This is a genomic window from Streptomyces sp. NPDC001292 (genome assembly GCF_042896465.1).
Classification (GTDB): Bacteria; Actinomycetota; Actinomycetes; order Streptomycetales; family Streptomycetaceae; genus Streptomyces.
The window spans coordinates 114,625-134,558 of the sequence record NZ_JBIAXG010000009.1 but is presented as its reverse complement, the minus strand read 5'-3'; the positions used below and the strand labels follow the sequence as shown (position 1 = coordinate 134,558).

The 19,934-nt window shown below is 73.0% G+C and carries 19 protein-coding genes; 11 read left to right on the top strand and 8 right to left on the bottom strand.

All coding sequences use genetic code 11. From position 1 onward, the window contains the following. Nucleotides 1-40 precede the first annotated feature (40 nt). The 3 genes from ACFY4A_RS13165 to ACFY4A_RS13155 are packed head-to-tail and all read left to right on the top strand — an operon-like array spanning nt 41 to nt 3,021. Entirely contained in the window at nt 41-1,240 is a 1,200-nt protein-coding gene (locus ACFY4A_RS13165) for a VWA domain-containing protein (RefSeq protein WP_390829509.1), read from the top strand. 2 nt (nt 1,241-1,242) lie between these two features. After that, nucleotides 1,243-2,349: an XdhC family protein gene (locus ACFY4A_RS13160; protein WP_390829508.1), complete on the top strand. Its 1,107-nt coding sequence runs from the start codon at nt 1,243-1,245 to the stop codon at nt 2,347-2,349. A gap of 15 nt (nt 2,350-2,364) precedes the next feature. Further along, nucleotides 2,365-3,021, top strand: a complete 657-nt coding sequence (locus tag ACFY4A_RS13155; protein ID WP_390829507.1) for an SRPBCC family protein — start codon at nt 2,365-2,367, stop codon at nt 3,019-3,021. Nucleotides 3,022-3,437: 416 nt separating this feature from the next. On the opposite strand, the gene ACFY4A_RS13150 is transcribed toward ACFY4A_RS13155, so the two are convergent. Then, entirely contained in the window at nt 3,438-3,944 is a 507-nt protein-coding gene (locus tag ACFY4A_RS13150; protein ID WP_390829506.1) for a metallophosphoesterase family protein, read from the bottom strand. Nucleotides 3,945-4,052: 108 nt separating this feature from the next. On the opposite strand from ACFY4A_RS13150, the gene ACFY4A_RS13145 reads away from it, so the two are divergent. Then, a complete protein-coding gene (locus ACFY4A_RS13145; protein WP_390829505.1) occupies nt 4,053-4,514 on the top strand; it encodes a MarR family winged helix-turn-helix transcriptional regulator in 462 nt (153 codons plus the stop codon). 49 nt (nt 4,515-4,563) lie between these two features. Continuing rightward, entirely contained in the window at nt 4,564-5,148 is a 585-nt protein-coding gene (locus tag ACFY4A_RS13140; RefSeq protein WP_390829504.1) for a hydrolase, read from the top strand. Nucleotides 5,149-5,224: 76 nt separating this feature from the next. Here ACFY4A_RS13140 and ACFY4A_RS13135 read toward each other — a convergent pair whose 3' ends face one another. Together ACFY4A_RS13135 and ACFY4A_RS13130 are read right to left on the bottom strand one after the other, a co-directional pair. Next, nucleotides 5,225-5,398, bottom strand: coding sequence for a hypothetical protein (locus tag ACFY4A_RS13135; RefSeq protein WP_390829503.1), 174 nt, complete (start codon nt 5,396-5,398; stop codon nt 5,225-5,227). Between the two features lie 123 nt (nt 5,399-5,521). Further along, the gene (locus tag ACFY4A_RS13130; RefSeq protein ID WP_390829502.1) at nt 5,522-5,890 is read right to left on the bottom strand and encodes a DUF6479 family protein; all 369 of its coding nucleotides are present in this window, start codon (nt 5,888-5,890) and stop codon (nt 5,522-5,524) included. 107 nt (nt 5,891-5,997) lie between these two features. Between ACFY4A_RS13130 and ctaD the strand changes: the two genes are divergently transcribed. Continuing rightward, nucleotides 5,998-7,665 carry a cytochrome c oxidase subunit I gene (gene ctaD / locus ACFY4A_RS13125; protein WP_390829580.1) on the top strand — a complete coding sequence of 556 codons (1,668 nt, stop codon included), beginning with the start codon at nt 5,998-6,000 and terminating at the stop codon, nt 7,663-7,665. After that, the gene (locus tag ACFY4A_RS13120) at nt 7,662-8,051 is read left to right on the top strand and encodes a cytochrome c oxidase subunit 4 (RefSeq protein WP_390829501.1); all 390 of its coding nucleotides are present in this window, start codon (nt 7,662-7,664) and stop codon (nt 8,049-8,051) included. Before ctaD ends, ACFY4A_RS13120 begins: the two co-directional genes overlap by 4 nt. Here the strand turns inward: ACFY4A_RS13120 and ACFY4A_RS13115 are convergent. The 4 genes from ACFY4A_RS13115 to ACFY4A_RS13100 all read right to left on the bottom strand — a co-directional run bounded on the left by ACFY4A_RS13115 (nt 7,981) and on the right by ACFY4A_RS13100 (nt 12,799). Further along, a complete protein-coding gene (locus ACFY4A_RS13115) occupies nt 7,981-9,507 on the bottom strand; it encodes a cytochrome bc complex cytochrome b subunit (protein ID WP_390829500.1) in 1,527 nt (508 codons plus the stop codon). The genes ACFY4A_RS13120 and ACFY4A_RS13115 overlap by 71 nt on opposite strands. Then, nucleotides 9,504-9,821, bottom strand: coding sequence for a hypothetical protein (locus ACFY4A_RS13110; RefSeq protein ID WP_390829499.1), 318 nt, complete (start codon nt 9,819-9,821; stop codon nt 9,504-9,506). The genes ACFY4A_RS13115 and ACFY4A_RS13110 overlap by 4 nt, the downstream gene beginning before the upstream one ends. A 100-nt stretch (nt 9,822-9,921) precedes the next feature. Continuing rightward, nucleotides 9,922-12,369: a SpoIIE family protein phosphatase gene (locus ACFY4A_RS13105; protein WP_390829498.1), complete on the bottom strand. Its 2,448-nt coding sequence runs from the start codon at nt 12,367-12,369 to the stop codon at nt 9,922-9,924. A 232-nt stretch (nt 12,370-12,601) separates the two neighbouring features. Further along, nucleotides 12,602-12,799, bottom strand: a complete 198-nt coding sequence (locus ACFY4A_RS13100; RefSeq protein ID WP_390829497.1) for a hypothetical protein — start codon at nt 12,797-12,799, stop codon at nt 12,602-12,604. A gap of 445 nt (nt 12,800-13,244) precedes the next feature. Between ACFY4A_RS13100 and ACFY4A_RS13095 the strand changes: the two genes are divergently transcribed. The 4 genes from ACFY4A_RS13095 (at nt 13,245) to ACFY4A_RS13080 (ending at nt 19,379) form a co-directional block, all read left to right on the top strand. Next, a complete protein-coding gene (locus ACFY4A_RS13095; RefSeq protein ID WP_390829496.1) occupies nt 13,245-13,460 on the top strand; it encodes a type A2 lantipeptide in 216 nt (71 codons plus the stop codon). 75 nt (nt 13,461-13,535) lie between these two features. Continuing rightward, nucleotides 13,536-14,342 carry an HlyD family efflux transporter periplasmic adaptor subunit gene (locus ACFY4A_RS13090; protein WP_390829495.1) on the top strand — a complete coding sequence of 269 codons (807 nt, stop codon included), beginning with the start codon at nt 13,536-13,538 and terminating at the stop codon, nt 14,340-14,342. Next, complete coding sequence (locus tag ACFY4A_RS13085; protein ID WP_390829494.1) at nt 14,339-16,561, top strand: NHLP family bacteriocin export ABC transporter peptidase/permease/ATPase subunit; 2,223 nt, start codon at nt 14,339-14,341, stop codon at nt 16,559-16,561. The genes ACFY4A_RS13090 and ACFY4A_RS13085 overlap by 4 nt, the downstream gene beginning before the upstream one ends. A 1-nt stretch (nt 16,562) precedes the next feature. Further along, nucleotides 16,563-19,379 (top strand): NHLP bacteriocin export ABC transporter permease/ATPase subunit, encoded by a 2,817-nt coding sequence (locus tag ACFY4A_RS13080; protein ID WP_390829493.1) that lies wholly within the window; start codon nt 16,563-16,565, stop codon nt 19,377-19,379. A gap of 17 nt (nt 19,380-19,396) precedes the next feature. Here ACFY4A_RS13080 and ACFY4A_RS13075 read toward each other — a convergent pair whose 3' ends face one another. Beyond that, a complete protein-coding gene (locus ACFY4A_RS13075) occupies nt 19,397-19,924 on the bottom strand; it encodes an SRPBCC family protein (RefSeq protein WP_390829492.1) in 528 nt (175 codons plus the stop codon). Nucleotides 19,925-19,934 lie beyond the last annotated feature (10 nt).

Genomic DNA, 19,934 nt, shown 5'->3' with positions numbered 1-19,934 from the left:
ACGGCGGGGACGACTCCCGACCGCGAACATCACGGGCGGCGTGGGCCCCAGCACGGCCGCGGGGGCGGGCGGGCATGGTGAAGGCCGTGGGCCGGGGGGCGACGCCGCGCTGCTGGGTTTCGCGCGGGCGCTGCGGGCAGCCGGGGTCGCGGCGAGCGCCGAGCGGGTGCACGCCTTCCTGTGCGCGGTGGACGCGCTGCGCCCCGGGCTGCGGACGGACGTGTACTGGGCGGGCCGGGTGACGCTGTGCGGGGACCGGGACGACCTGGAACGCTACGAGCGGGTGTTCGCCGCGTACTTCGGCACCGACGGGACACCGGCCCGCCCGGCTCGGACCGCTCCCCCGCCCCGGCCGCGGCTGGTCCTGCGGGAGGCGCCGGCCGGGGCGCGCACCGGACCGCCCGGAGAGGAGCCGCAGGGGCCGCCCACCGCCACGCTCGCCAGCTCCGCAGAGGTGCTGCGCCACCGCGACGTGGCGGAACTGGACCCCGCGGAACGCGCGCAGGTGCGCCGGCTGCTCGCCGCGTTCGCGCTGCGCGGGCAGCCGCGGCGCACCGCGCGGCGACGGCCGGCCCGGCGCGGGGACGTCGACCCGCACCGCACCGTGCGGGAACTGCTCCGGCTGGGCGGCGAGCCCGCGCTGCTGCGGCGGCACGCGCGCGCGAAGCGGCCGCGGCGGGTGGTGCTGCTGGTCGACGTCAGCGGATCCATGGGGCCCTACGCCGACGCGCTGCTGCGCTTCGCGCACGCCGCCGCCCGGGGGCGGCGCACGGAGGTGTTCACCATCGGCACCCGGCTGACCCGGGTGACCCGGGAGCTGTCGCACCGCGACCCGGACCTGGCCATGGCCGCGGTCGCCGAGGCCGTGCCCGACTGGCGCGGGGGCACCCGCCTGGGTGAGCTGCTGCGGGAGTTCCTCGACCGCTGGGGCCAGCGGGGCATGGCGCGCGGCGCCGTCGTGGTACTGCTGTCCGACGGGTGGGAGCGCGGCGACCCGCACCTGCTCGCCGCCCAGATGCGGCGCCTGCACCGGCTCGCGCACCGGGTGATCTGGTCCAACCCCCGCAAGGCTCGCCCGGGATACGCGCCCCTCGCCGCCGGGATGGCGGCGGCGCTGCCCAGCGTGGACGACTTCGTCGAGGGTCACAGCCTGGCCGCGCTGGAGCGTCTGGCGGCAGTGGTACAGGGCGCCGGCACGGACACGGCCGGTGAGGCGCGGGGGTTGTGGGAGAGGAGCTGAGCGTGCGGGAGATTCTTCCGGTACTGGAGCGGTGGTACGCGGCGCGGGTGCCGTTCGGCCTCGCCACCGTCGTCACGGTCAGTCGTAGCGCGCCGCGCGAACCCGGTGCGGCGATGGCCGTGGGGCCGGACGACGAGGTGGTGGGGAGCGTGTCCGGAGGGTGCGTGGAGGGGGCGGTGTTCGACCTGGCCCAGGAGGTGGCGGCCGGCGGCGAGGCACGGGTGGCGACGTTCGGCTACAGCGACGAGGACGCGTTCGCGGTGGGGCTCACCTGCGGTGGTGAGATCTCCGTGCTGGTCCGGCCGGTGACTGAGGAGTCCGACCCGACCTTCGGCGCGGTCGCCGCGTCCGTCGCCGCGGGCGACCCGGTGACCGTGGCGACCGTGGTCGACGGACCGGCCCCGCGCGGGGCGACGCTCGCGGTGTGGCCCCATACGGTGGCGGGCACGCTGGGCGCGTCCGGCCTGGACGTGGCGGTGACCGCCGACGCCCGCGGCGAACTCGCCCTGGGCGCCACCGGCCTCAGGCACTACGGGGCGCACGGCGAGCGCCGCGAGGACGCCGTCACGGTGTTCCTGCACTCCTTCGCCCCGCCGCCGCGGATGCTGGTGTTCGGCGCGATCGACTACGCGGCCGCGGTGGCCCGTATCGGCGCCTTCCTCGGCTACCGCGTCACGGTGTGCGACGCCCGCCCGGTGTTCGCCACGCCGAAACGCTTCCCCGAGGGCGTGGAGGTGGTCGTGGACTGGCCCCACCGCTACCTGCACGCAACGGACACCGACGAGCGCACGGTGATCTGCGTCCTGACCCACGACCCGAAGTTCGACGTGCCGCTGCTGGACGAGGCGCTGCGCCGGCCTGCCGCCTACATCGGCGCGATGGGCAGCCGCCGTACCCACCACGACCGGCTGGAGCGGCTGATCGACGCCGGCCTGTCGGAGGACGAGCTCGCCCGGCTGCGCTCCCCCGTGGGTCTCGACCTCGGCGCCCGTACCCCGGAGGAGGTGGCCGTGTCCGTCGCGGCCGAGATCGTCGCGCTGCGCTGGGGCGGCACCGGTGCGCCCCTGACCGCGACCGCCGGAGCCATCCACGCGACCGGCTCCGCCTGAGTACGAGGAGAAGTCATGGAACTGAACCACGAGTTCACCGTGCCCGTGCCGGTCGACGACGCCTGGCGGGCGCTCCTGGACATCGAACGCGTGGCGCCGTGTCTGCCGGGTGCCACCGTGCAGGAGTACGACGGCAAGACCGTGACCGGATCGGTCAAGGTCAAGCTGGGGCCGATCACGGTGACGTACAGGGGGACGGCGGTCTTCGAGGAGCAGGACGAGGCGGCGCACCGCATGGTCCTCATCGCCAGCGGCCGGGAGACGCGCGGTCAGGGCACGGCGCGCGCCACCGTCACGGGCACGCTTCAGGAGCGTGGCGGCGCCACGGCGGTGTCGGTGCGGACCGATCTGACGGTGACCGGCCGCCCGGCGCAGTTCGGGCGCGGAGTGCTGGCGGAGGTGGGCGACCGGCTGGTGGGGCAGTTCGCCGACTGCCTTTCGCAGCGCCTCGCCGAGAAGCCTCCCGTGGCCGCCGAGGGCGCCGCCGGTGGCGCCCCGACGGAGGTGCTCGAGGAGCCCGCGGAGCACGCGGCCCGATACGCGGAGCCCGAGCCGCTGGATCTGCTGCGCACCGCCGGCGTGCCGGTCGCCAAGCGTGCCGCCGTGGCGGTCGGCGCGGCCCTGGCGGTGGCTCTGCTGATCGTGGGCGTACGACGGCTCCGGCGTCCCTGACCGGACGGCCACCGGCCCCATGTCCGGTGCGGAGGGTGCTCGTGAGCCTCGATCGGTCCCTCGTTGCCCCTGTGACCTGCTGTTTCCGGCTTGTTCCGGGTTTCTCCGGGGTTTTGCGGATTCGGTGGTGTGAGGCGGTGCGGGAAGGGTACGCGCGCCATCAACGGATGAGGCATGCATGGCCTCTGCAGCACATGTGCAGCACATCCGAGTGGGAAGGAGGTCCGTGACAACGCATACTCGCAACGCCCGGGCCGCCGCCACGCACGGAGCGGCCCGGATCTCGCCGAGAAGTCGGAAACGAGAAAGGGAAGAGTGACCCCGGGGCAGCCCCTGAGCTCAGGGGCTGCCCTCCTGCGCGGTCAGACGTCGCGCGGCCCCGGGAAGTCACGCGATCCCGGCGCGGCACCGGCACGTCACGGGGTCCGGCGCGGCAGCCGGTGCAGTTCCACGTCGGTCAGACGGCCGCGCGTGACGCCGGCGGTCATGTAGGTGCAGTGGGGCTGACGGCGGCGGTCGGTCGGGGAGCCCGGGTTGAGCAGGCGCAGACCGGAGGGCGCGGTCGTGTCCCAGGGGATGTGGCTGTGGCCGAAGACCAGGACGTCGAGGTCGGGGAAGCGGGCGGCGCAGCGGGCCTCCCGGCCCTGGGCGGGTCCGGTCTCGTGGACGGCGCCGAAGCGCAGCCCGTCCAGGTCGGCGTGGGCCACCTCCGGCAGCCGGGCGCGCAGTTCGGGGCCGTCGTTGTTGCCGTACACGGCGATCAGGCGGCGGCTGCGGCTCTCCAGCAGATCGAGCGTGGCGGCGTCGACCCAGTCTCCGGCGTGGAAGACGACGTCGGCGTGCGGGAGTTCGGCGAGCAGTCGCGCAGGCAGTTCCTTGGCGCGCTTGGGCAGATGGGTGTCGGACATCAGCAGCAGACGCACGAGGTCAGCGTACTGCGGGTGGCGCGGGGGAGGCGCCTGGTTGATCTTCAGTCAAAACTGTTCAGTCCAGGCTGGACAGTTCCGCCCGGGCGGTTCTACGGTGCTCCCATGGATCACAAGGCCGGCGAGGTACCGCCGGATGTCTCCGTCTCCGCCGCGCGGGCCGCCCGTGACCTGCGCGTGGTGTTCAGCCGGCTGCGGCGCCGGCTCCGTGAGGTCGCGCGGGACGAGGACCTCACCCCGCCCCAGGTGTCGGCGCTCACCCTGGTCGGCAAGCTCGGCGCCGCCACGGCCAGCTCCCTGGCCGCCGCCGAGGGGGTCCGCCCTCAGTCCATGGCCGCCACGCTCGCCGCCCTGGAGCGGCACGGGCTCATCCGGCGCAGCCCGGACCCCGAGGACGGACGACGCCAGCTCGTCACCCTGACCGAGGGTGGTCGCGAGCGCATCGCGGGCGACCGGCAGATCCGCGAGGAGTGGCTGACCCGGGCCCTGCAGGACCGTTACACCGAGGCCGAACGGGAAACGCTCCTCGAGGCGTTCGCCCTGCTGGCACGCCTGACCCGACCCTGACAAGCACACATCACCAAAGAAGCCCGTCCCTGAAAGGCCTGCACCCCCCATGGCAGTCACCGCTCTCGACCCGCGCACCGCACTCGTCGTGATCGACCTCCAGGCCGGCATCGTCGCCGCGCCCACCGCGCCGCACTCGGGCTCCGAGGTGGTCTCCCGCACCGCCGAGCTCGCCGACGCGTTCCGCGCCAGGAACCTGCCCGTCGTCCTGGTCCGGGTCTCCTTCGCCGCCGACTTCGGCGACGTGCCGCCCGGCCGCACCGAGGCGGTGCGCTCCGGCGGCGGCCGCCCGGAGGGCTGGGACGTGATCGTTGGCGAGCTGGCGGGGCACCCGGGCGACATCACCGTCACCAAGCACAACTGGGGGGCCTTCCACGGCACCGACCTCGATGTGCAGCTGCGCCGCCGCGGGGTGACGCAGATCGTGCTGGCCGGCATCGCCACCAGCATCGGCGTGGAGTCCACCGCCCGCGCCGCCTACGAGCACGGCTATCACGTCACCCTGGCCACCGACGCCATGAGCGACCTGGACGCCGAGGCCCACCGGGGCAGTGTGGAGCGGATCTTCCCGCGCCTCGGCGAGACCGGCACCACCGCCGACATCCTCGAACTACTGGCCAGGACGCACGGCTGACAAGGGCGCGCCCCGCGCCATCTGCCCTCCCCGACTGTCTCCCTGGGCGCCGTGTCCCTCGCCCGGACCCGCGGGCTCAGTCCTCGCCGCGCACTATGTTCGACTCGTTGCCCGGGTCCCGTGGGGGGCCGCCGCGGTCCTCGAGTGCGGGGAGACAGGTGCGCACTCCCTCCTCCCGCGGACGGCGGGCCTGCGCCCAGCCCGTCTCGGGGTGCCGGACCAGGCGTTTCTCACTGGTGTGCGCGGTCACGACGCCTCATCTTCCTTCTGCGTCTGGGGCTGTGGGGCGGCTCCGTCCGGAACGCCGTGCTCATGCCTGGCCGGGTCCCCCGGAAGCGGCCCGGGCAAACCCCCGGTGCCCGGGCCTCCCTGGTCAGCCGCCACCGGAGCCTCCGCTGCCGAACGAGCCACTGGAGCCGCCGTCCCAGCGCGGGCGCGTCTGGTCCTCGCTGCGCCTGCCGCCGGAGGAACCGAGTTCGTGCGGGGTCAGACGCCGGCCGGTCGCCTCCGCACGGGGCACCTCGGCGGCCTCGCGCCGATGCCGGGCCTCGTGGACGGGTCCGTACTCCGGCAGCGTCGGATGCTCGCCGCCCCAGGGAGTCCTCGGCTCGCCCTGCTTGACCCTGATGCCGAGCCGGACGGCCCACACGAGGACTGCCGCGATCACCAGTCCGCCGACGACGATGACGGCGATCCCGGCGGCCGAGCCGGCGCCTGCTGCTTCGTACCAGGTGGTGTCCATTCGCGGCGGCTACCCGGCCCCGCTCGGCCGATGCGGGCCGGACCGGCGAGGGCGTGGCGCGGGTCCGGCCGCGGTGCAGGGCGGTAGCCTCGCCGCCGATGACCGACATGTCCGAAACACCCGCATCCGCCGCCGAGCGGCCCGCCGCCCCCACCATCCCGCTCGGCCGAAAGCTGATGGAGTGGGCCTCGACGACCGATCACAAGGTGATCGGCAAGCTCTACATGGTCACGGCGTTCTCCTTCTTCCTGCTGGGTGGCCTGCTGGCGATGGGGATGCGCGCCGAACTCGTGAGCCCTGGCTTGCAGTTCATGAACAATCAGACCTACAACGAGCTCTTCACGGTCCACGGAACGATCATGATGCTGCTCTTCGCCACGCCCATGTTCGCGGGGTTCACCAACGCGGTGATGCCGCTGCAGATCGGCGCCCCCGACCTGGCATTCCCCCGCCTGAACGCCCTGTCGTACTGGATGTACCTCTTCGGCGGGCTCATGGTCGTCTCGGGATTCCTCGTGCCCGGCGGCTCCGCCGCGTTCGGCTGGTTCGCCTACGCGCCGCTGAACAGCGCCTACTACTCCCCCGGTGCGGGCGGCGACCTGTGGGCGATGGGACTGGTGGTGACGGGTGTGTCGACCACGCTCAGCGCGGTGAACTTCATCGCCACGATCACGACCCTGCGCGCACCGGGGATGACGATGTTCCGGATGCCGATCTTCACCTGGAACGTGCTGTTCACCTCGATCCTGGTGCTGCCCGCCTTCCCGGTGCTGACCGCAGCGCTGCTCGCCCTGGAAGCGGACCGGAAGTTCGGGGCGCACGTCTTCGACTCGGCCAACGGCGGGGCGCTGCTGTGGCAGCACCTGTTCTGGTTCTTCGGCCACCCGGAGGTCTACATCGTCGCGCTGCCGTTCTTCGGGGTCGTCAGTGAGATCGTCCCGGTCTTCTCCCGCAAACCGCAGTTCGGGTACCTGCCGATGATCGGGGCGACCATCGCGATCACCATGCTGTCCGCGGTGGTGTGGGCGCACCACATGTTCACCACGGGCGCGGTGCTGCTGCCGTTCTTCGCGATCATGTCGTTCCTGATCGCGGTGCCCACCGGGATCAAGTTCTTCGCCTGGATCGGGACGATGCGCGGCGGCTCGCTGTCGTTCGAGACGCCGATGCTGTGGTCGATCGGATTCATGGTGTCGTTCCTGCTGGGCGGGTTGAGCGGCGTGCTGATCGCCTCGCCGCCGCTGGACTTCCACGTGACCGACTCGTACTTCATCGTGGCGCACCTGCACTACGTGCTGTTCGGCACCGTGGTGTTCGCGATGTTCGGCGGCTTCTACTTCTGGTGGCCGAAGATCACCGGGAAGATGCTGGACGAACGGCTCGGCAAGATCCATTTCTGGCTGCTGTTCCCCGGCTTCCAGCTGACCTTCCTGGTGCAGCACTGGCTCGGCGCGGAGGGGATGCCCCGCCGGTACGCCGACTACCTGCCCGCCGACGGCTTCACCCTCCTGAACACACTCTCCTCGGCGGGGGCGTTCCTGCTCGGCGCGTCCACCCTGCCCTTCCTCTACAACGTCTGGCACACCTCACGCCATGGACGGAAGGTCACCGTGAACGACCCCTGGGGGTACGGGCGCGCCCTGGAGTGGGCGACCTCCTGCCCGCCGCCGCGGCACAATTTCGACGCGCTGCCCCGGATCCGCTCGGAGGCCCCCGCCTTCGACCTGCACCACCCCGACATCGTGCAGCGGGCGGAACTGGAGGGACGGCGATGAAGGTCGAGGCCCTGCTCTTCGGCGGCGTGGCACTCTTCTTCGGCAGCACCGCCGCCCTGTACGGCATCTGGTCGGGCGAGCCGGCCGGCACGGCGGCCCTGGTCATCGCGTGCGGAATGGCGGCGCTGGTCTCCTTCTTCTGCCTGGTCCAGTACCGGCGCAAGGGGGTGCGCCCGCAGGACCGCCGTGGGGCCGAGGTCGCCGACGCCGCCGGGCCGCTGGAGTTCTTCCCGCCCGAGAGCACCTGGCCGATCATCACCGCGCTGGGCTTCTCGGTCAGCGCGCTGGGCGTGGTCTACGGGCTGTGGCTGTTCCTCATCGGTCTCGGGGTGCTGGTGCGGGGGGTTGCGGGGATGGCGTTCCAGTACGTGCACCGGGGCGAGTGACGACCGGCCCCGCCGGGGCTCCGGGGCGGCGGGACTCGACGGGGCGGTGGTCGCTCTCGTAGCCCCCGGTGATGGACTGCCGCACCTCGCCGGTCTCCTCGCCCTCGGCGAGGACCTCCTGCTCCTTGGCCAGCAGGGCGTGGCACAGGGCCCGGGTGACCAGGAAGGCGACGACGGGTGCCAGCACGAGCGAGATCCGCAGCACCCAGGTGATCGTGTTCACGGAGACCCGGAAGGTGGCGGCGATGACGTCGTTGCCGCCCTCCAGCAGCAGCACGCCGTAGAACACGATCCCGGCGACGCCGAGGCCGGTGCGCACGGGACGCTCCCGCGGCCGGTCGCACAGGTGCTGCTCCTGGTGCCACTCCCCCGTCAGCCACTGCTCGGCGAACGGGTACGCGTACAGGACGGCGAACAGCAGCGCCGGCAGGACGACCGCCGGCAGGAAGACGTTCCACATGATCGTGTGCCCGGCCACGTTCGTCTCCCAGGCCGGCATCAGCCGCAGCGAGCCCTCCAGGAACCCGACGTACCAGTCCGGCTGGGAGCCCGTGGACGCCTGGTCGGGCTGGTAGGGGCCGTACGTCCACACCGGGTTGATCTGGGCGACCCCGGCGAGCAGGACCAGCACGCCGAAGACGGTGAACTGCAGGCCCACCGAGGAGGCGGTGAACTGCGGGAAGAGCGGTTTGCCCAGTACGTTGCGGTTGCTGCGGCCCGGGCCGCGCCACTGGGTGTGCTTGAGGTGGAAGACGAGGATCAGGTGCACGACGACCAGCGCGATCAGGACGCCCGGCAGCAGCAGGATGTGCAGGCTGTACAGCCGAGGGATGAGCTCGTGCCCCGGGTACTGGCCGCCGAACACGAAGAAGCTGGCGTAGGTGCCGATCACCGGCAGGGACAGCACGATCGCCTGCGCGATGCGCAGCCCGGTGCCGGAGAGCAGGTCGTCGGGCAGGGAGTAACCCGCGAAGCCCTCGGCGATGGCGAGGGCGAACAGCGTCACCCCGATGACCCAGTTGATCTCCCTGGGCCTGCGGAAGGCGCCGGTGAAGAAAATCCGCAGCAGGTGCGCGCCGATCGCGGAGACGAAGACGAGCGCCGCCCAGTGGTGGGCCTGCCGCAGCAGCAGCCCGCCGCGGATGTCGAAGCTGATGCGCAGGGTGGAGTCGAACGCCTCCGACATCGGCACCCCGCGCAACGGCGCGTACGAACCGGTGTAGACGACCTCGCGCATCCCCGGCTCGAAGAACAGCGTCAGCCACACACCGGTCAGGACCAGCACGAGCAGGCTGTACAGGGCGAGTTCGCCGAGCAGGAACGACCAGTGCTCGGGGAACGCCTTGCGCATCAGCCCGCCGCCCTCGGACAGCGGCAGCCGGGCGTCCAGGAAGCCGGTGAACCGTTCACCGGCCCCGGCGCCGCGCGCGGTGCGCCCGCGCCGTGCCAGGCTCACGGCTGCTCCGCTCCGCCGCCCTCGTCCCGGCCGCCTTCGCCCGCCTCCGGGGCCGAGCGCGCCGCCCTCTCCACGTCGGCCTCGATCTCGGTGCGCGGCTTGCCCTCGTCGCTCGCGTACTCGCTCAGGGCGGCCTGGAGATCACGGGCCAGGTCGCGCCAGGCCCGCCACGCCGTCTCGTACGTCTCGCTCTGCGTTCCCGTCCACTGCGCCTGCGCGGGCGGTCCGTAGTTCCGACGCAGCTGCTCGACCCGGGCGTGTGCCTCGTCGGCCGCCCGCTGCTTGGCCACGAGCTCTTCGAAGGTGTGTGACACAGCCCAGGACCCTAAGCACCACCGGCGCGCCCTGCGGTCCCGACCTGCCGGGCGGGGACACGGCGCACCCGTGTGGCGGGTCGCCGGCTCGCGGGCGGTCTCACAGCGCCAGCTCGCTCCACACCTGCTTGCCACCGCCGGCCGGCACGGTTCCCCAGGCCGCCGACATGGCCTCGACGAGGAGGATGCCGCGGCCGCCGGTGGCCTGCCAGCCGATGCTGGTCGGCTTGACCGGGGTGCGGGGCGAGGCGTCGGCGACGGCGACGCGCAGCCGCCGGTTGACGAGGGTCAGGTCCAGGCGGACCTGGCCGTCGGTGTGCACGAGGGCGTTGGTGACCAGCTCGGACACGACAAGGAGCACGGCGTCGGCGTCCTGCGTCACGCCCCAGGAGCGCAGGGTGCGCCGGGTGAAGCGGCGGGCGTGCCGGACGGCTTCGGGCACCCGCCACACCGACCAGCTCTCCCTGAGCGGGCGTACGGCCATGCCGTCGTAGCGCATCAGCAGCAGCGCGATGTCGTCGTCGCGGCCCGCGCCGGTCAGCAGGACGTCGGCGACCAGTCCGAGGTGGGAGGGGTCGGCGGCGGCCAGGCCGTGGGCGAGTCGCGCCATGCCCTCGTCGATGTCGGCGTCCGCGGACTCCACCAGGCCGTCGGTGGTCAGGGCGAGCACCGTGCCGGGTTGCAGGCGCAGCGGGGTCATCGGGAAGTCGGCCCGCGTCAGTACGCCGAGCGGGGGCCCGCCCTCGCCCTCCGCGACCTCGGTACGGCCGTCCGGGTGGCGCAGCACCGGCGGGAGGTGCCCGGCGCGTACGCACCAGGCGGAGCCCTGCTCCATGTCGACCTCGACGTAGGCGCAGGTGGCGAACAGGTCGGTCTCCATCTCCAGCAGGAGGCGGTTGGCGTGCGAGACCACCACGTCCGGCGGGTGGCCCTCGGCGGCGTAGGCGCGCAGGGCGGTCCGCATCTGGCCCATCAGCGTGGCGGCGCCCGCGTTGTGTCCCTGTACGTCGCCGATGATGAGGGCCACGTGGTTGTCGGGCAGCGGGATCACGTCGTACCAGTCGCCGCCGACCTCCAGTCCGGCCGTGGCCGGCAGGTAGCGGGCCACGGCCTCGCCACCGGGCAGTTCCGGCAGGCGGCGGGGCAGCAGGGTGCGCTGGAGCATGCCGACGAGTTCGTGCTCGGCGTCGAAGGCGCGGGCGCGCAGCAGGGCCTGCCCGGCCAGGCCCGCCGAGGCGGTGAGCAGGGCGCGCTCGTCGGGGCCGAAGTCGTGCGGGGTGTCCCAGCCGATCAGGCAGGCGCCCGCCATGCGGCCGGCCGAAGGCAGCGGCAACACCGCGAGACCGCCCGGGCCGACGTCGGCGAGGGCCGGTTCGAGGGCGGCCCCGGCGGGCCAGATCTGGGCGCGGCCCTCGCGCAGGGCGGCGGCCAGGGTGGGCATGGCCCGCACCGGCGCGTCCGGCCACTCGGTGCGCCACTGAAGGCGCCACAGCTCGGGCCAGGCCTCCGGTTCGGGCGGGTCGAGGACGGTGACGACGAGCCGGTCGTTCTCCAGCTCGGCCAGGGCGATCCGGTCGGCCCCCAGGGGTGTGCGCAGCGCGGCCACCACCGCCTGGCTGACGTCCCGGACGGTGCCCGCTGTCGCCAGGGCGGCTGCGAGCCGCTGGACGCGGGCGACGTCGGTGACGCCGGGGCGCAGCGTGGAGGCGTCGGCGACGGTGCCGACGAGGCGGGCCGGGCGGCCCTCGCCGCCGGGCAGCAGCCGTCCGCGCAGCCGCAGCCACCTGGGCGGGCCGCCCGGTCGCAGGGCGCGGAACTCCAGCTCGCGCTCGCCGATGGACATGTGGTCGGCCTCGACCACGGACATCAGGGACGGCAGGTCCTCCGGCACGGTCAGCGCGAGCAGCGTCTCCACCTTGCCGTCGAAGCCGGACCGGCCGATGCCGAACAGGTCCAGGATGCGGTCGCCGACCTCCACTCTCCCACTGTCCATGGCGAGGCTGAACGCGTCCGGTGGCAGTTCCTCGCCCTGGGCGGCCTCCGCGGCGGCGGGGCACGCGACGGCCTCGGCGATCAGTTCGAGGCACGCGCGGTCCTCGCTGTCGAAGCCGCCCGGCTTCTCGGTGACGGCGAGCAGCGCGCCGCCGTCCGGCCCGCGCAGGGGCAACGCGGCCAGGAAGACGACGTCTCCGGCCGGCATCCGCCGGAAGTCGGCGGAGCCCGCGAGCTCCTCGGGTTCCGGCCACACGGCCCGCCCGGTGCGGCACGCGTCGGCCGCCGGGGACCGTCCGGCCAGGCGGTAGTTGTCCCGCAGCCCGTACAGGGTCCGCGGCACGCCGGCCGACTCGGACAGGCACAGGGCCTCGCCCGTCGCGGCACGGACGTAGACGCCGGCGAACGCGGCTCCGGTGAAGACCAGGGCCTGCTCCAGCACGCGGCGCAGCCGGTCGGCGGAGGCCGGAGCGGAGGTGAGCGTCCTGAGAGCGAGTTCGGCCCGCGGGGTTCTCGTTCTTCGTGCTGTAGCGCCCTCACTGACCACGTTGGTCATTACAGCGTGTATCGGCCGGTTGCGCAGCCCCTGTGACAGTTCCGGGAGTTCTGGGGTGGACGATGCCCGAAAGGTTCGAACGTGTGGCGGAGCGCGAGGGGGGCGTGCGCCTGTCTGACGACCGATCCACTGACCGGCCGGCACCGGCGGCCGGCAGGCCGGTCGGTGGCGTGGGGGGAGCCGGTCAGCGGTCCGGGGCGAGCGGCTCAGGGGGTAGCCGCTCGGGGGCCGCTCAGAGGGTCCGGGTACGCCCGGAGCCGTACGCCCGGCCGGAGTTGTGGCCGCCCGTGCCGGACCGCTGCGCGCCGGACTGGCCGGCGCCTGGCTGCTGGTCGCCCGCGCCGTCGGCGGCGCCGGCCGGGTCGCCGCCGCCGAATCGCGGACCGTGCCGAAACGGCCAACTCCCCTGCCCGGCAGGACGCGATGGCACGCTCCGCGACCGAACGGCGACGGCCGGTTGCGGCCAGGAAGCGGAATCCAGGCTTCAGCGAATCTGCACATCGAATACCCAACGAAATCACCGCGGTCAGAGGATCTGCACAACCTCGCGCCCCTTACAAGGCCTTCGGCGCCCGGTGCCGGATCCATCTGCGCGTGGGCAAGGGAGGCGGTGCGCCGATGCGGTGCGACGTGTGAAGAAGTCGCTGCCATACCGTTGCCGCGCCTGCACGGTTCTCCGGTTGCACCGGCAAGTGCCCTGGTGAGAGGCCTGGTTGAGTGGAAGCGGCAGGCCGCACCGTGCTTACATCCATCGCAGCGCGGGACCCCATCCGGGCGCTCGGGGAACCGGGGCCCGGTACCCGCCGTCGCGGCCGTCTGTCCCCAGAGAAGGCCGCTCCCCCTTGTGAGACATCCATATGAAGGGACGTTCCATCATGAACTCCACCCCCCAGGTTGAGACCGTCGAGATCTCCGACGCCGAGCTCGACAACGTCTCCGGCGGTCTGTCCGTGAACGCTCTGGGCACCGCCACCGGCCTGGTGGACAGCGTTGTCCCGGTCTCCGGCGTGGTGAACACGGCCGTCGGCACGGTCGAGGGTGCCACCGGTCTGAGCACCGCCCCGGTCGCCAACCTGGTCGCCGGTCTCTGATCGCACCTCGTTGCCGCCGAGTCCCGGAACCGCACACCGGTTCCGGGGCTCGCGGTTGCCGCAGGAAGCCGTAACGTGCAGTTCCGACAACAGGCCCTCGCCAAACTCCAGTCCCCGGAAGAACTCGACCTCCCGGTGCGGCTCGCCCGCCCCCAGGGATGGCTCGTCCTGTCCGTCACCCTCGTCGCCATGGCGGCCGCCTCCGTGTGGGCCGTGACGGGATCGGTGGCCTCCACCGTCGGTGCGCCGGCCATCCTCACGCACGGGCAGGGCAGTTACGTCCTGCAGAGCCCGGTCGCCGGACAGGTCACCGCGGTCCTCGCCGAGGAGGGCGAGCGGCTGCCCGCGAACTCGCCAGTGCTGAAGGTGCGGACCGGCCAGGGCGAGGAGGTCGTGCGCACGGTGGCCGCCGGCCGGATCACCACGCTCGCCGCCACCATCGGCCAGATCGTCTCCACCGGCGCGAACGTGGCCGCCGTGGAGAAGGTCGCCCACGCCTCCGACCCGCTGTACGCGACCGTGTACGTGCCCGCCGAGAACGCCGCCGCCATTCCCGCCGGTGCCTCGGTCGACCTGACGGTCTCCTCGGTGCCCGCCCAGCGCTACGGCGTGCTGCGCGGCCATGTGAAGGCGGTGGACCGGTCGGTCCAGTCGGCCCAGCGGATCGCCGCCTTCCTCGGGGACGGCCAGTTGGGCGAACAGTTCACCCGGAAGGGCCGGCCCGTCGCCGTCCTCGTACGGCTCGACACCTCGTCCGCGACGGAGAGCGGCCTCAAGTGGTCCTCCGCCGGCGGTCCGCCGTACCGGCTCGACTCCATGACCCCGGCCGCCGCCTCGATCCGGCTGGCCGACCAGCGTCCCCTCGATTGGCTGCTGCCGTGACCACCACCCAGGAGACCCGCGGCCGCCGGCGCGCCGCCCGGCCCGGACGGCCCGTCCCGAAGGGGCGGGGCAGGACCGTCCGCACGCCCACCGTGCTCCAGATGGAGGCCGTGGAGTGCGGCGCCGCCTCGCTCGCCATGGTCCTCGGCCACTACGGCCGCCATGTCCCGCTGGAGGAACTGCGCATCGCCTGCGGCGTCTCCCGGGACGGCTCACGGGCGAGCAACCTGCTGAAGGCGGCCCGCAGTTACGGTCTGACGGCCAAGGGCATGCAGATGGACACCGCCGCCCTCGCCGGGGTGAAGGCGCCGGCCGTCCTCTTCTGGGAGTTCAACCACTACGTCGTCTACGACGGCATGGGCCGCCGCCTCGGCCGGCGCGGGGTGTTCGTCAACGACCCGGGCAAGGGCCGCCGCTTCGTGCCCATGGAGGACTTCGACACCAGCTACACCGGTGTCGTGCTGGTGATGGAGCCCGGCGAGGACTTCGAGCGGGGCGGCCGCAGGCCCGGAGTCCTGGGCGCCCTGCCGGCCCGGCTGCGCGGCACCGCGGGGGCGATGCCGGCGGCGGTGCTGGCCAGTCTGCTGCTGGTCGCGGTCGGCGCGGCGGTGCCCGCGCTCAGCCGCACCTACATCGACTCCTACCTGATCGGCGGCCAGACCTCGCTGCTGGGCGTGCTGTTCGCGTCGATGGGCGCGTGCGTGCTGCTCACCGTCGTGCTGACCTGGTTGCAGCAGGCCAACCTGCTGCACGGGCGCATCATCTCCTCCACACTCGCCAGCGCCCGTTTCCTGCGCCATCTGCTGCGGCTGCCGGTCACCTTCTTCGCCCAGCGCAGCCCGGCCGATCTGGTGCAGCGGCTGGCCTCCAACGACCAGGTGGCCGAGACCCTCGCCCGCGACCTGGCCGCGGCCGGCGTCGACGCGGTGGTCGTGGTGCTGTACGCGCTCCTGCTCTATACCTACGACCCGCAGCTGACGTTCGTCGGCATCGGAGTGGCCCTGCTGAACGTCGTGGCGATGCGGGTGGTCGTACGGCTGCGCGCCACCCGGACGGCGAAGCTGCGCGCGGACAACGCCCGGCTGACCAACACCGCCTACACCGGGCTCCAGTTGATCGAGACGATGAAGGCGACCGGCGGCGAGGACGGCTACTTCCGCAAGTGGGCCGGGCAGCACGCCGCCACCCTGGAGGAGCAGCAGCGGCTCGGGGTGCCGACCGCCTGGCTGGGCGTGGTCGCGCCGGCGCTCGCCACCCTCAACAGCGCGCTGATCCTGTGGATCGGCGGAATGCGGGCCGTCGAGGGGCACATCTCGGTCGGTCTGCTGGTCGCGTTCCAGGCACTGGTGACCCGGTTCACCGCGCCGCTGACCCGGCTCAACGGCGTCGCGGGCCGCATCCAGGACTTCGCGGCGGACGTGGCCCGGCTCAAGGACGTCGAGAACTTCCAGGCCGACCCCCTGTACACCCGCCCCGGCGGCGGGGACTCCACCCGCCGGCTGCACGGGCACGTGGAGCTGGAGAACATCACCTTCGGCTACAGCCCGCTGGACAAGCCGCTGCTGACCGGCTTCGACCTGACCGTCGGACCGGGCCGGCAGGTGGCGCTCGTCGGCGGCTCGGGCAGCGGCAAGTCGACGGTGTCCCGCCTGATCTCGGGCCTGTACACGCCCTGGGACGGAGTGATCCGCATCGACGGGCAGCGCCTGGAGGACATCCCGCGCGGGGCGCTGGCGGCCTCCGTGTCCTTCGTCGACCAGGACGTGTTCCTCTTCGAGGGCACGGTCCGCGACAACGTGGCCCTGTGGGACCCGTCGATCCCGGACGACGCCGTGGTCGAGGCGCTGCGCGACGCGGCACTGTACGAGGTCGTGACCCGACGCCCCGGCGGCATCCACAGCAGGGTCGAGCAGGACGGCCGCAACTTCTCCGGCGGGCAGCGTCAACGCCTGGAGATCGCCCGCGCGTTGGTGCGCCGGCCCAGCATCCTGGTGCTCGACGAGGTGACCAGCGCCCTGGACGCCGAGACCGAGCAGGTCGTGATGGACAACCTGCGGCGGCGGGGCTGCGCCTGCGTGGTGATCGCGCACCGGCTGTCCACCGTGCGCGACAGCGACGAGATCGTCGTGCTCCAGCACGGCACGGTCGTCGAGCGCGGGCGGCACGAGGAACTGGTGGCACGCGGCGGCGCGTACGCGGCGCTGGTCAGGGAGCGGTGAGATGACGACAGCGGACGAGCCGGACCTCGTACTGGGCGCGCTCGGCTCCCTGGGCACGCCGATCGACTGCTCGGGCTTCAACCGGCTCGACCTGGCGGGCCCCCAGGTGCTGTGGCTGGTCGCGGCCGGCGCGGTGGACCTGTTCGCGGTCGACGCGGCGCAGCAGGGGCACTGGCACCACCTGGGCCGGCTGGAGGCGGGCTCGCTGCTGCTCGGTCCCGTCGCGGGCCCGCAGCACACCCTGGTCGCGCGCCCGCTGCGGGACTGCGTGGTGCGCCGCATCGGGCTGCGCGAGCTGTACCAGCCGGCGAGCACCGAGACCTGGTCGTACGACGAGTACGGCAACCCCCAGTACGTGCCGCCGCAGACCAGCCCGCTGGAGTACGCCCTCGCGCTAGGCGTCGGCCGCGGACTGTCCGTGCTCTTCCAGGCGCCGATGGCCGAGGAGCGGGCGGCGGCGCCCACGGACGACGACGTGTTCTGGATGCAGGTCCCGCCGGGCAGCGTGCAGTACGGGGCGCTGTACGGCGCCCAGGCCGCGGCCGATCTGCTGATGGACCCCGCCCTGTGGCAGAGCATGGTCGATCAGCAGTACCGGCTGCTGACCGCCCTGGACCGCTGGATCGAACAGCTGGAGCGCACCCACGAGACCCGGACGGCGGCCGGCATCAAGGCCGGTGAGGCGGTGCGCGCGCAGGCCGACCGGACGCTGCTCGCGTCCATCGGCCGGTCCCCGTCGGGACGGCCCACGGCCGCCGACGCCGACGCCGGCTACGCGGCCTGCGAACTGGTCGCCCGGGCCGCCGGGATCACGCTGGCCGCACCGCCGCAGGCCGGCACCGAGAGCGACCGGCTGGACCCGGTGGAGCGGGTCGCCCTGGCCTCCCGGGTGCGCACCAGGGCCGTACGCCTTCAGGGCCGCTGGTGGCGGGAGAACATCGGTCCGCTGGTGGGCCACCGGGCGCTGTCCGGGGCGCCGGTCGCGCTGCTGTGGCGGCGCGGCGGTTACGTCGCCGTGCACCCCGCCACCGGGCGGGAGAACCCGGTGGAGAAGGCGAACGCGGAGGAGTTCGAGCCGCGCGCGGTGATGTTCTACCGGCCGCTGCCCGACCGTCGGCTCGGCCCGCTCGGGCTGCTGCGGTTCAGTCTGGGCGGTACCGGCGGTGATCTGCTGAAACTGCTGTCCGCCGGGCTGGTGACGGTCGCCCTCGGTGCGCTGGTGCCCATCGCGACCGGCAAGGTGCTCGGCCAGTACGTGCCCAGGGCCGAGCAGGGCCTGATCGTACAGGTGTGCCTGGCCGTGATCATCAGCAGTGTGGTCGCGGCGGCCTTCATGCTCCTGCAGAACCTGACCGTCCTGCGGCTGGAGGGGCGTATCGAGGCCACCCTCCAGTCGGCTGTGTGGGACCGGCTGCTGCGGCTGCCGACGAAGTTCTTCACCGAGCGCTCCACCGGCGAGCTGGCGAGCGCGGCCATGGGTGTCAGCGCGATCCGCCGCCTGCTGGCGGGGGTGGGCCCGGTGGTCGTCCAGTCGGTGACCGTGGGTGCGATGAACCTGGGGCTGCTGTTCTGGTACAGCGCCTCCATGGCGCTGGCGGCGCTCGGCATGCTCGTGGTGATCGGCACCGTGTTCCTGGGGCTCGGGCTGTGGCAGGCGCGGTGGCAGCGGCGGCTGGTGGTGCTCACCAACAAGCTGAACAACCAGGCCTTCCAGACGCTGCGCGGGCTGCCGAAGCTGCGGGTGGCGGCGGCCGAGAACTACGCGTACGCCGCCTGGGCGTCCCAGTTCGCGCACAGCCGTGAACTTCAGCAGAAGGTGGGCCGGATCAAGAATCTCACCACGGTGATGGGCGCGGTGTACCTGCCGGTGTGCACGCTGCTGATGTTCATGCTGCTGGCGGGCCCTGCGCGCGGCTCGATGTCGGCGGCGGCCTTCCTGGCCTTCAACACCTCGGTGACGATGCTGCTGACCTCGGTCACCCAGTTGACCGGCGCCTTCGTCTCGGCGGTGGCCGCGCTGCCGCTGCTGGAGGAGATCAGGCCGGTGCTGGACGCCACGCCGGAGGTGCGCACGGCCAGTACCCGGCCGGGGCCGCTGTCCGGGGCGATCGAGGCGCGGCGGCTGTCGTTCCGCTACACCGACGACGGGCCGCTGGTCCTCGACGACGTGTCCTTCGAGGTGCGGCCGGGCGAGTTCGTGGCGATCGTCGGGCCCAGCGGCTGCGGCAAGTCGACGCTGCTGAGGCTGCTGATCGGGTTCGACCGGCCGCTGTCCGGCAGCGTGCTGTACGACGGCCAGGACCTGGCGGCCCTGGACCAGTCGGCCGTGCGCCGGCAGTGCGGGGTCGTGCTCCAGCACGCGCAGCCGTTCACCGGTTCGATCCTGGACGTCATCCGCGGCACGGAGCCGTGCACGGCCGAGGAGGCGATGGCGGCGGCCGAACTGGCGGGGCTGGCCCAGGACATCGAGCGGATGCCGATGGGCCTGCACACGATCGTCTCGGGCAGCGGCGCGGTCTCCGGCGGCCAGCGGCAGCGGCTGATGATCGCCCAGGCCCTGGTGCGCCGTCCGCGGATCCTCTTCTTCGACGAGGCGACCAGCGCGCTGGACAACGACACGCAGCGCACGGTGATCGAGAGCACCCGCAAGCTCAACGCCACCCGTGTCGTCATCGCGCACCGGCTGTCGACGGTGCTGGACGCCGACCGGGTCGTCGTGATGGAGGACGGCAAGGTCATCCAGCAGGGGCCACCCGCCGAACTGCTCGCGGACACGGGCGGGCGGCTGCACGAACTGGTGCGACGGCAGATGGCGTGAGGGCCGGTCCGGGCCGTTCAGTCCTGGCCCGGGACGGGTGCCCCGGAGGGGACTCCGGCGGCGACGTACGCCTCGTAGAAGCCCTTCCACGGGGCGTGGACCCCGGCGTGCGGTCCCTCGAAGCGCTCGCCGCGCGCCAGGGCGTCCAGAGCGGCCAGGCAGACCTCCCAGCCGGCGCCGTTGCGGGCTGCGGTGTTCTCGGCGGCGAGGACGTCGGTGAGGGTGAAGCGGGTGCGCCCGTCGTCGAGTTCCTCGAGGTCGAAGTGGAGTTCGCTGCCGCCCCATGCGAAGGAAAGGTGCCGGGGCGGGTCGACGGCGAGCACGCTGCCGGTGAAGTCCTGCGCGCCCGCGTCCCCGCGGAAGGCGATGGTGCCGCCGGGCCGCAGATCCATCTCGGCGCGGAACGGGAACCACTGCGCGAGTTCGCCGGAGTCGGTCACGAAGTGCCAGACGCGGTCCACGGGGTGACCGTAGGCGCGGGTGAAGCGAAGGGCGGGGCGGCCGTCGCCGAGCCGCAGAAAGGTGCCGGTGAGGTCGGCGGGCATGGGGATCAGT

Bases quoted from the DNA above. Each gene is read 5' to 3' on its own strand.
- ACFY4A_RS13155 (WP_390829507.1), top strand. From the start codon at position 2,365: ATGGAACTGAACCACGAGTTCACCGTGCCCGTGCCGGTCGACGACGCC.
- ACFY4A_RS13145 (WP_390829505.1), top strand. From the start codon at position 4,053: ATGGATCACAAGGCCGGCGAGGTACCGCCGGATGTCTCCGTCTCCGCC.
- ACFY4A_RS13140 (WP_390829504.1), top strand. From the start codon at position 4,564: ATGGCAGTCACCGCTCTCGACCCGCGCACCGCACTCGTCGTGATCGAC.
- ACFY4A_RS13130 (WP_390829502.1), bottom strand. From the start codon at position 5,890: ATGGACACCACCTGGTACGAAGCAGCAGGCGCCGGCTCGGCCGCCGGG.
- ctaD (WP_390829580.1), top strand. From the start codon at position 5,998: ATGTCCGAAACACCCGCATCCGCCGCCGAGCGGCCCGCCGCCCCCACC.
- ACFY4A_RS13120 (WP_390829501.1), top strand. From the start codon at position 7,662: ATGAAGGTCGAGGCCCTGCTCTTCGGCGGCGTGGCACTCTTCTTCGGC.
- ACFY4A_RS13105 (WP_390829498.1), bottom strand. From the start codon at position 12,369: ATGACCAACGTGGTCAGTGAGGGCGCTACAGCACGAAGAACGAGAACC.
- ACFY4A_RS13095 (WP_390829496.1), top strand. From the start codon at position 13,245: ATGAACTCCACCCCCCAGGTTGAGACCGTCGAGATCTCCGACGCCGAG.
- ACFY4A_RS13080 (WP_390829493.1), top strand. From the start codon at position 16,563: ATGACGACAGCGGACGAGCCGGACCTCGTACTGGGCGCGCTCGGCTCC.
- ACFY4A_RS13075 (WP_390829492.1), bottom strand. From the start codon at position 19,924: ATGCCCGCCGACCTCACCGGCACCTTTCTGCGGCTCGGCGACGGCCGC.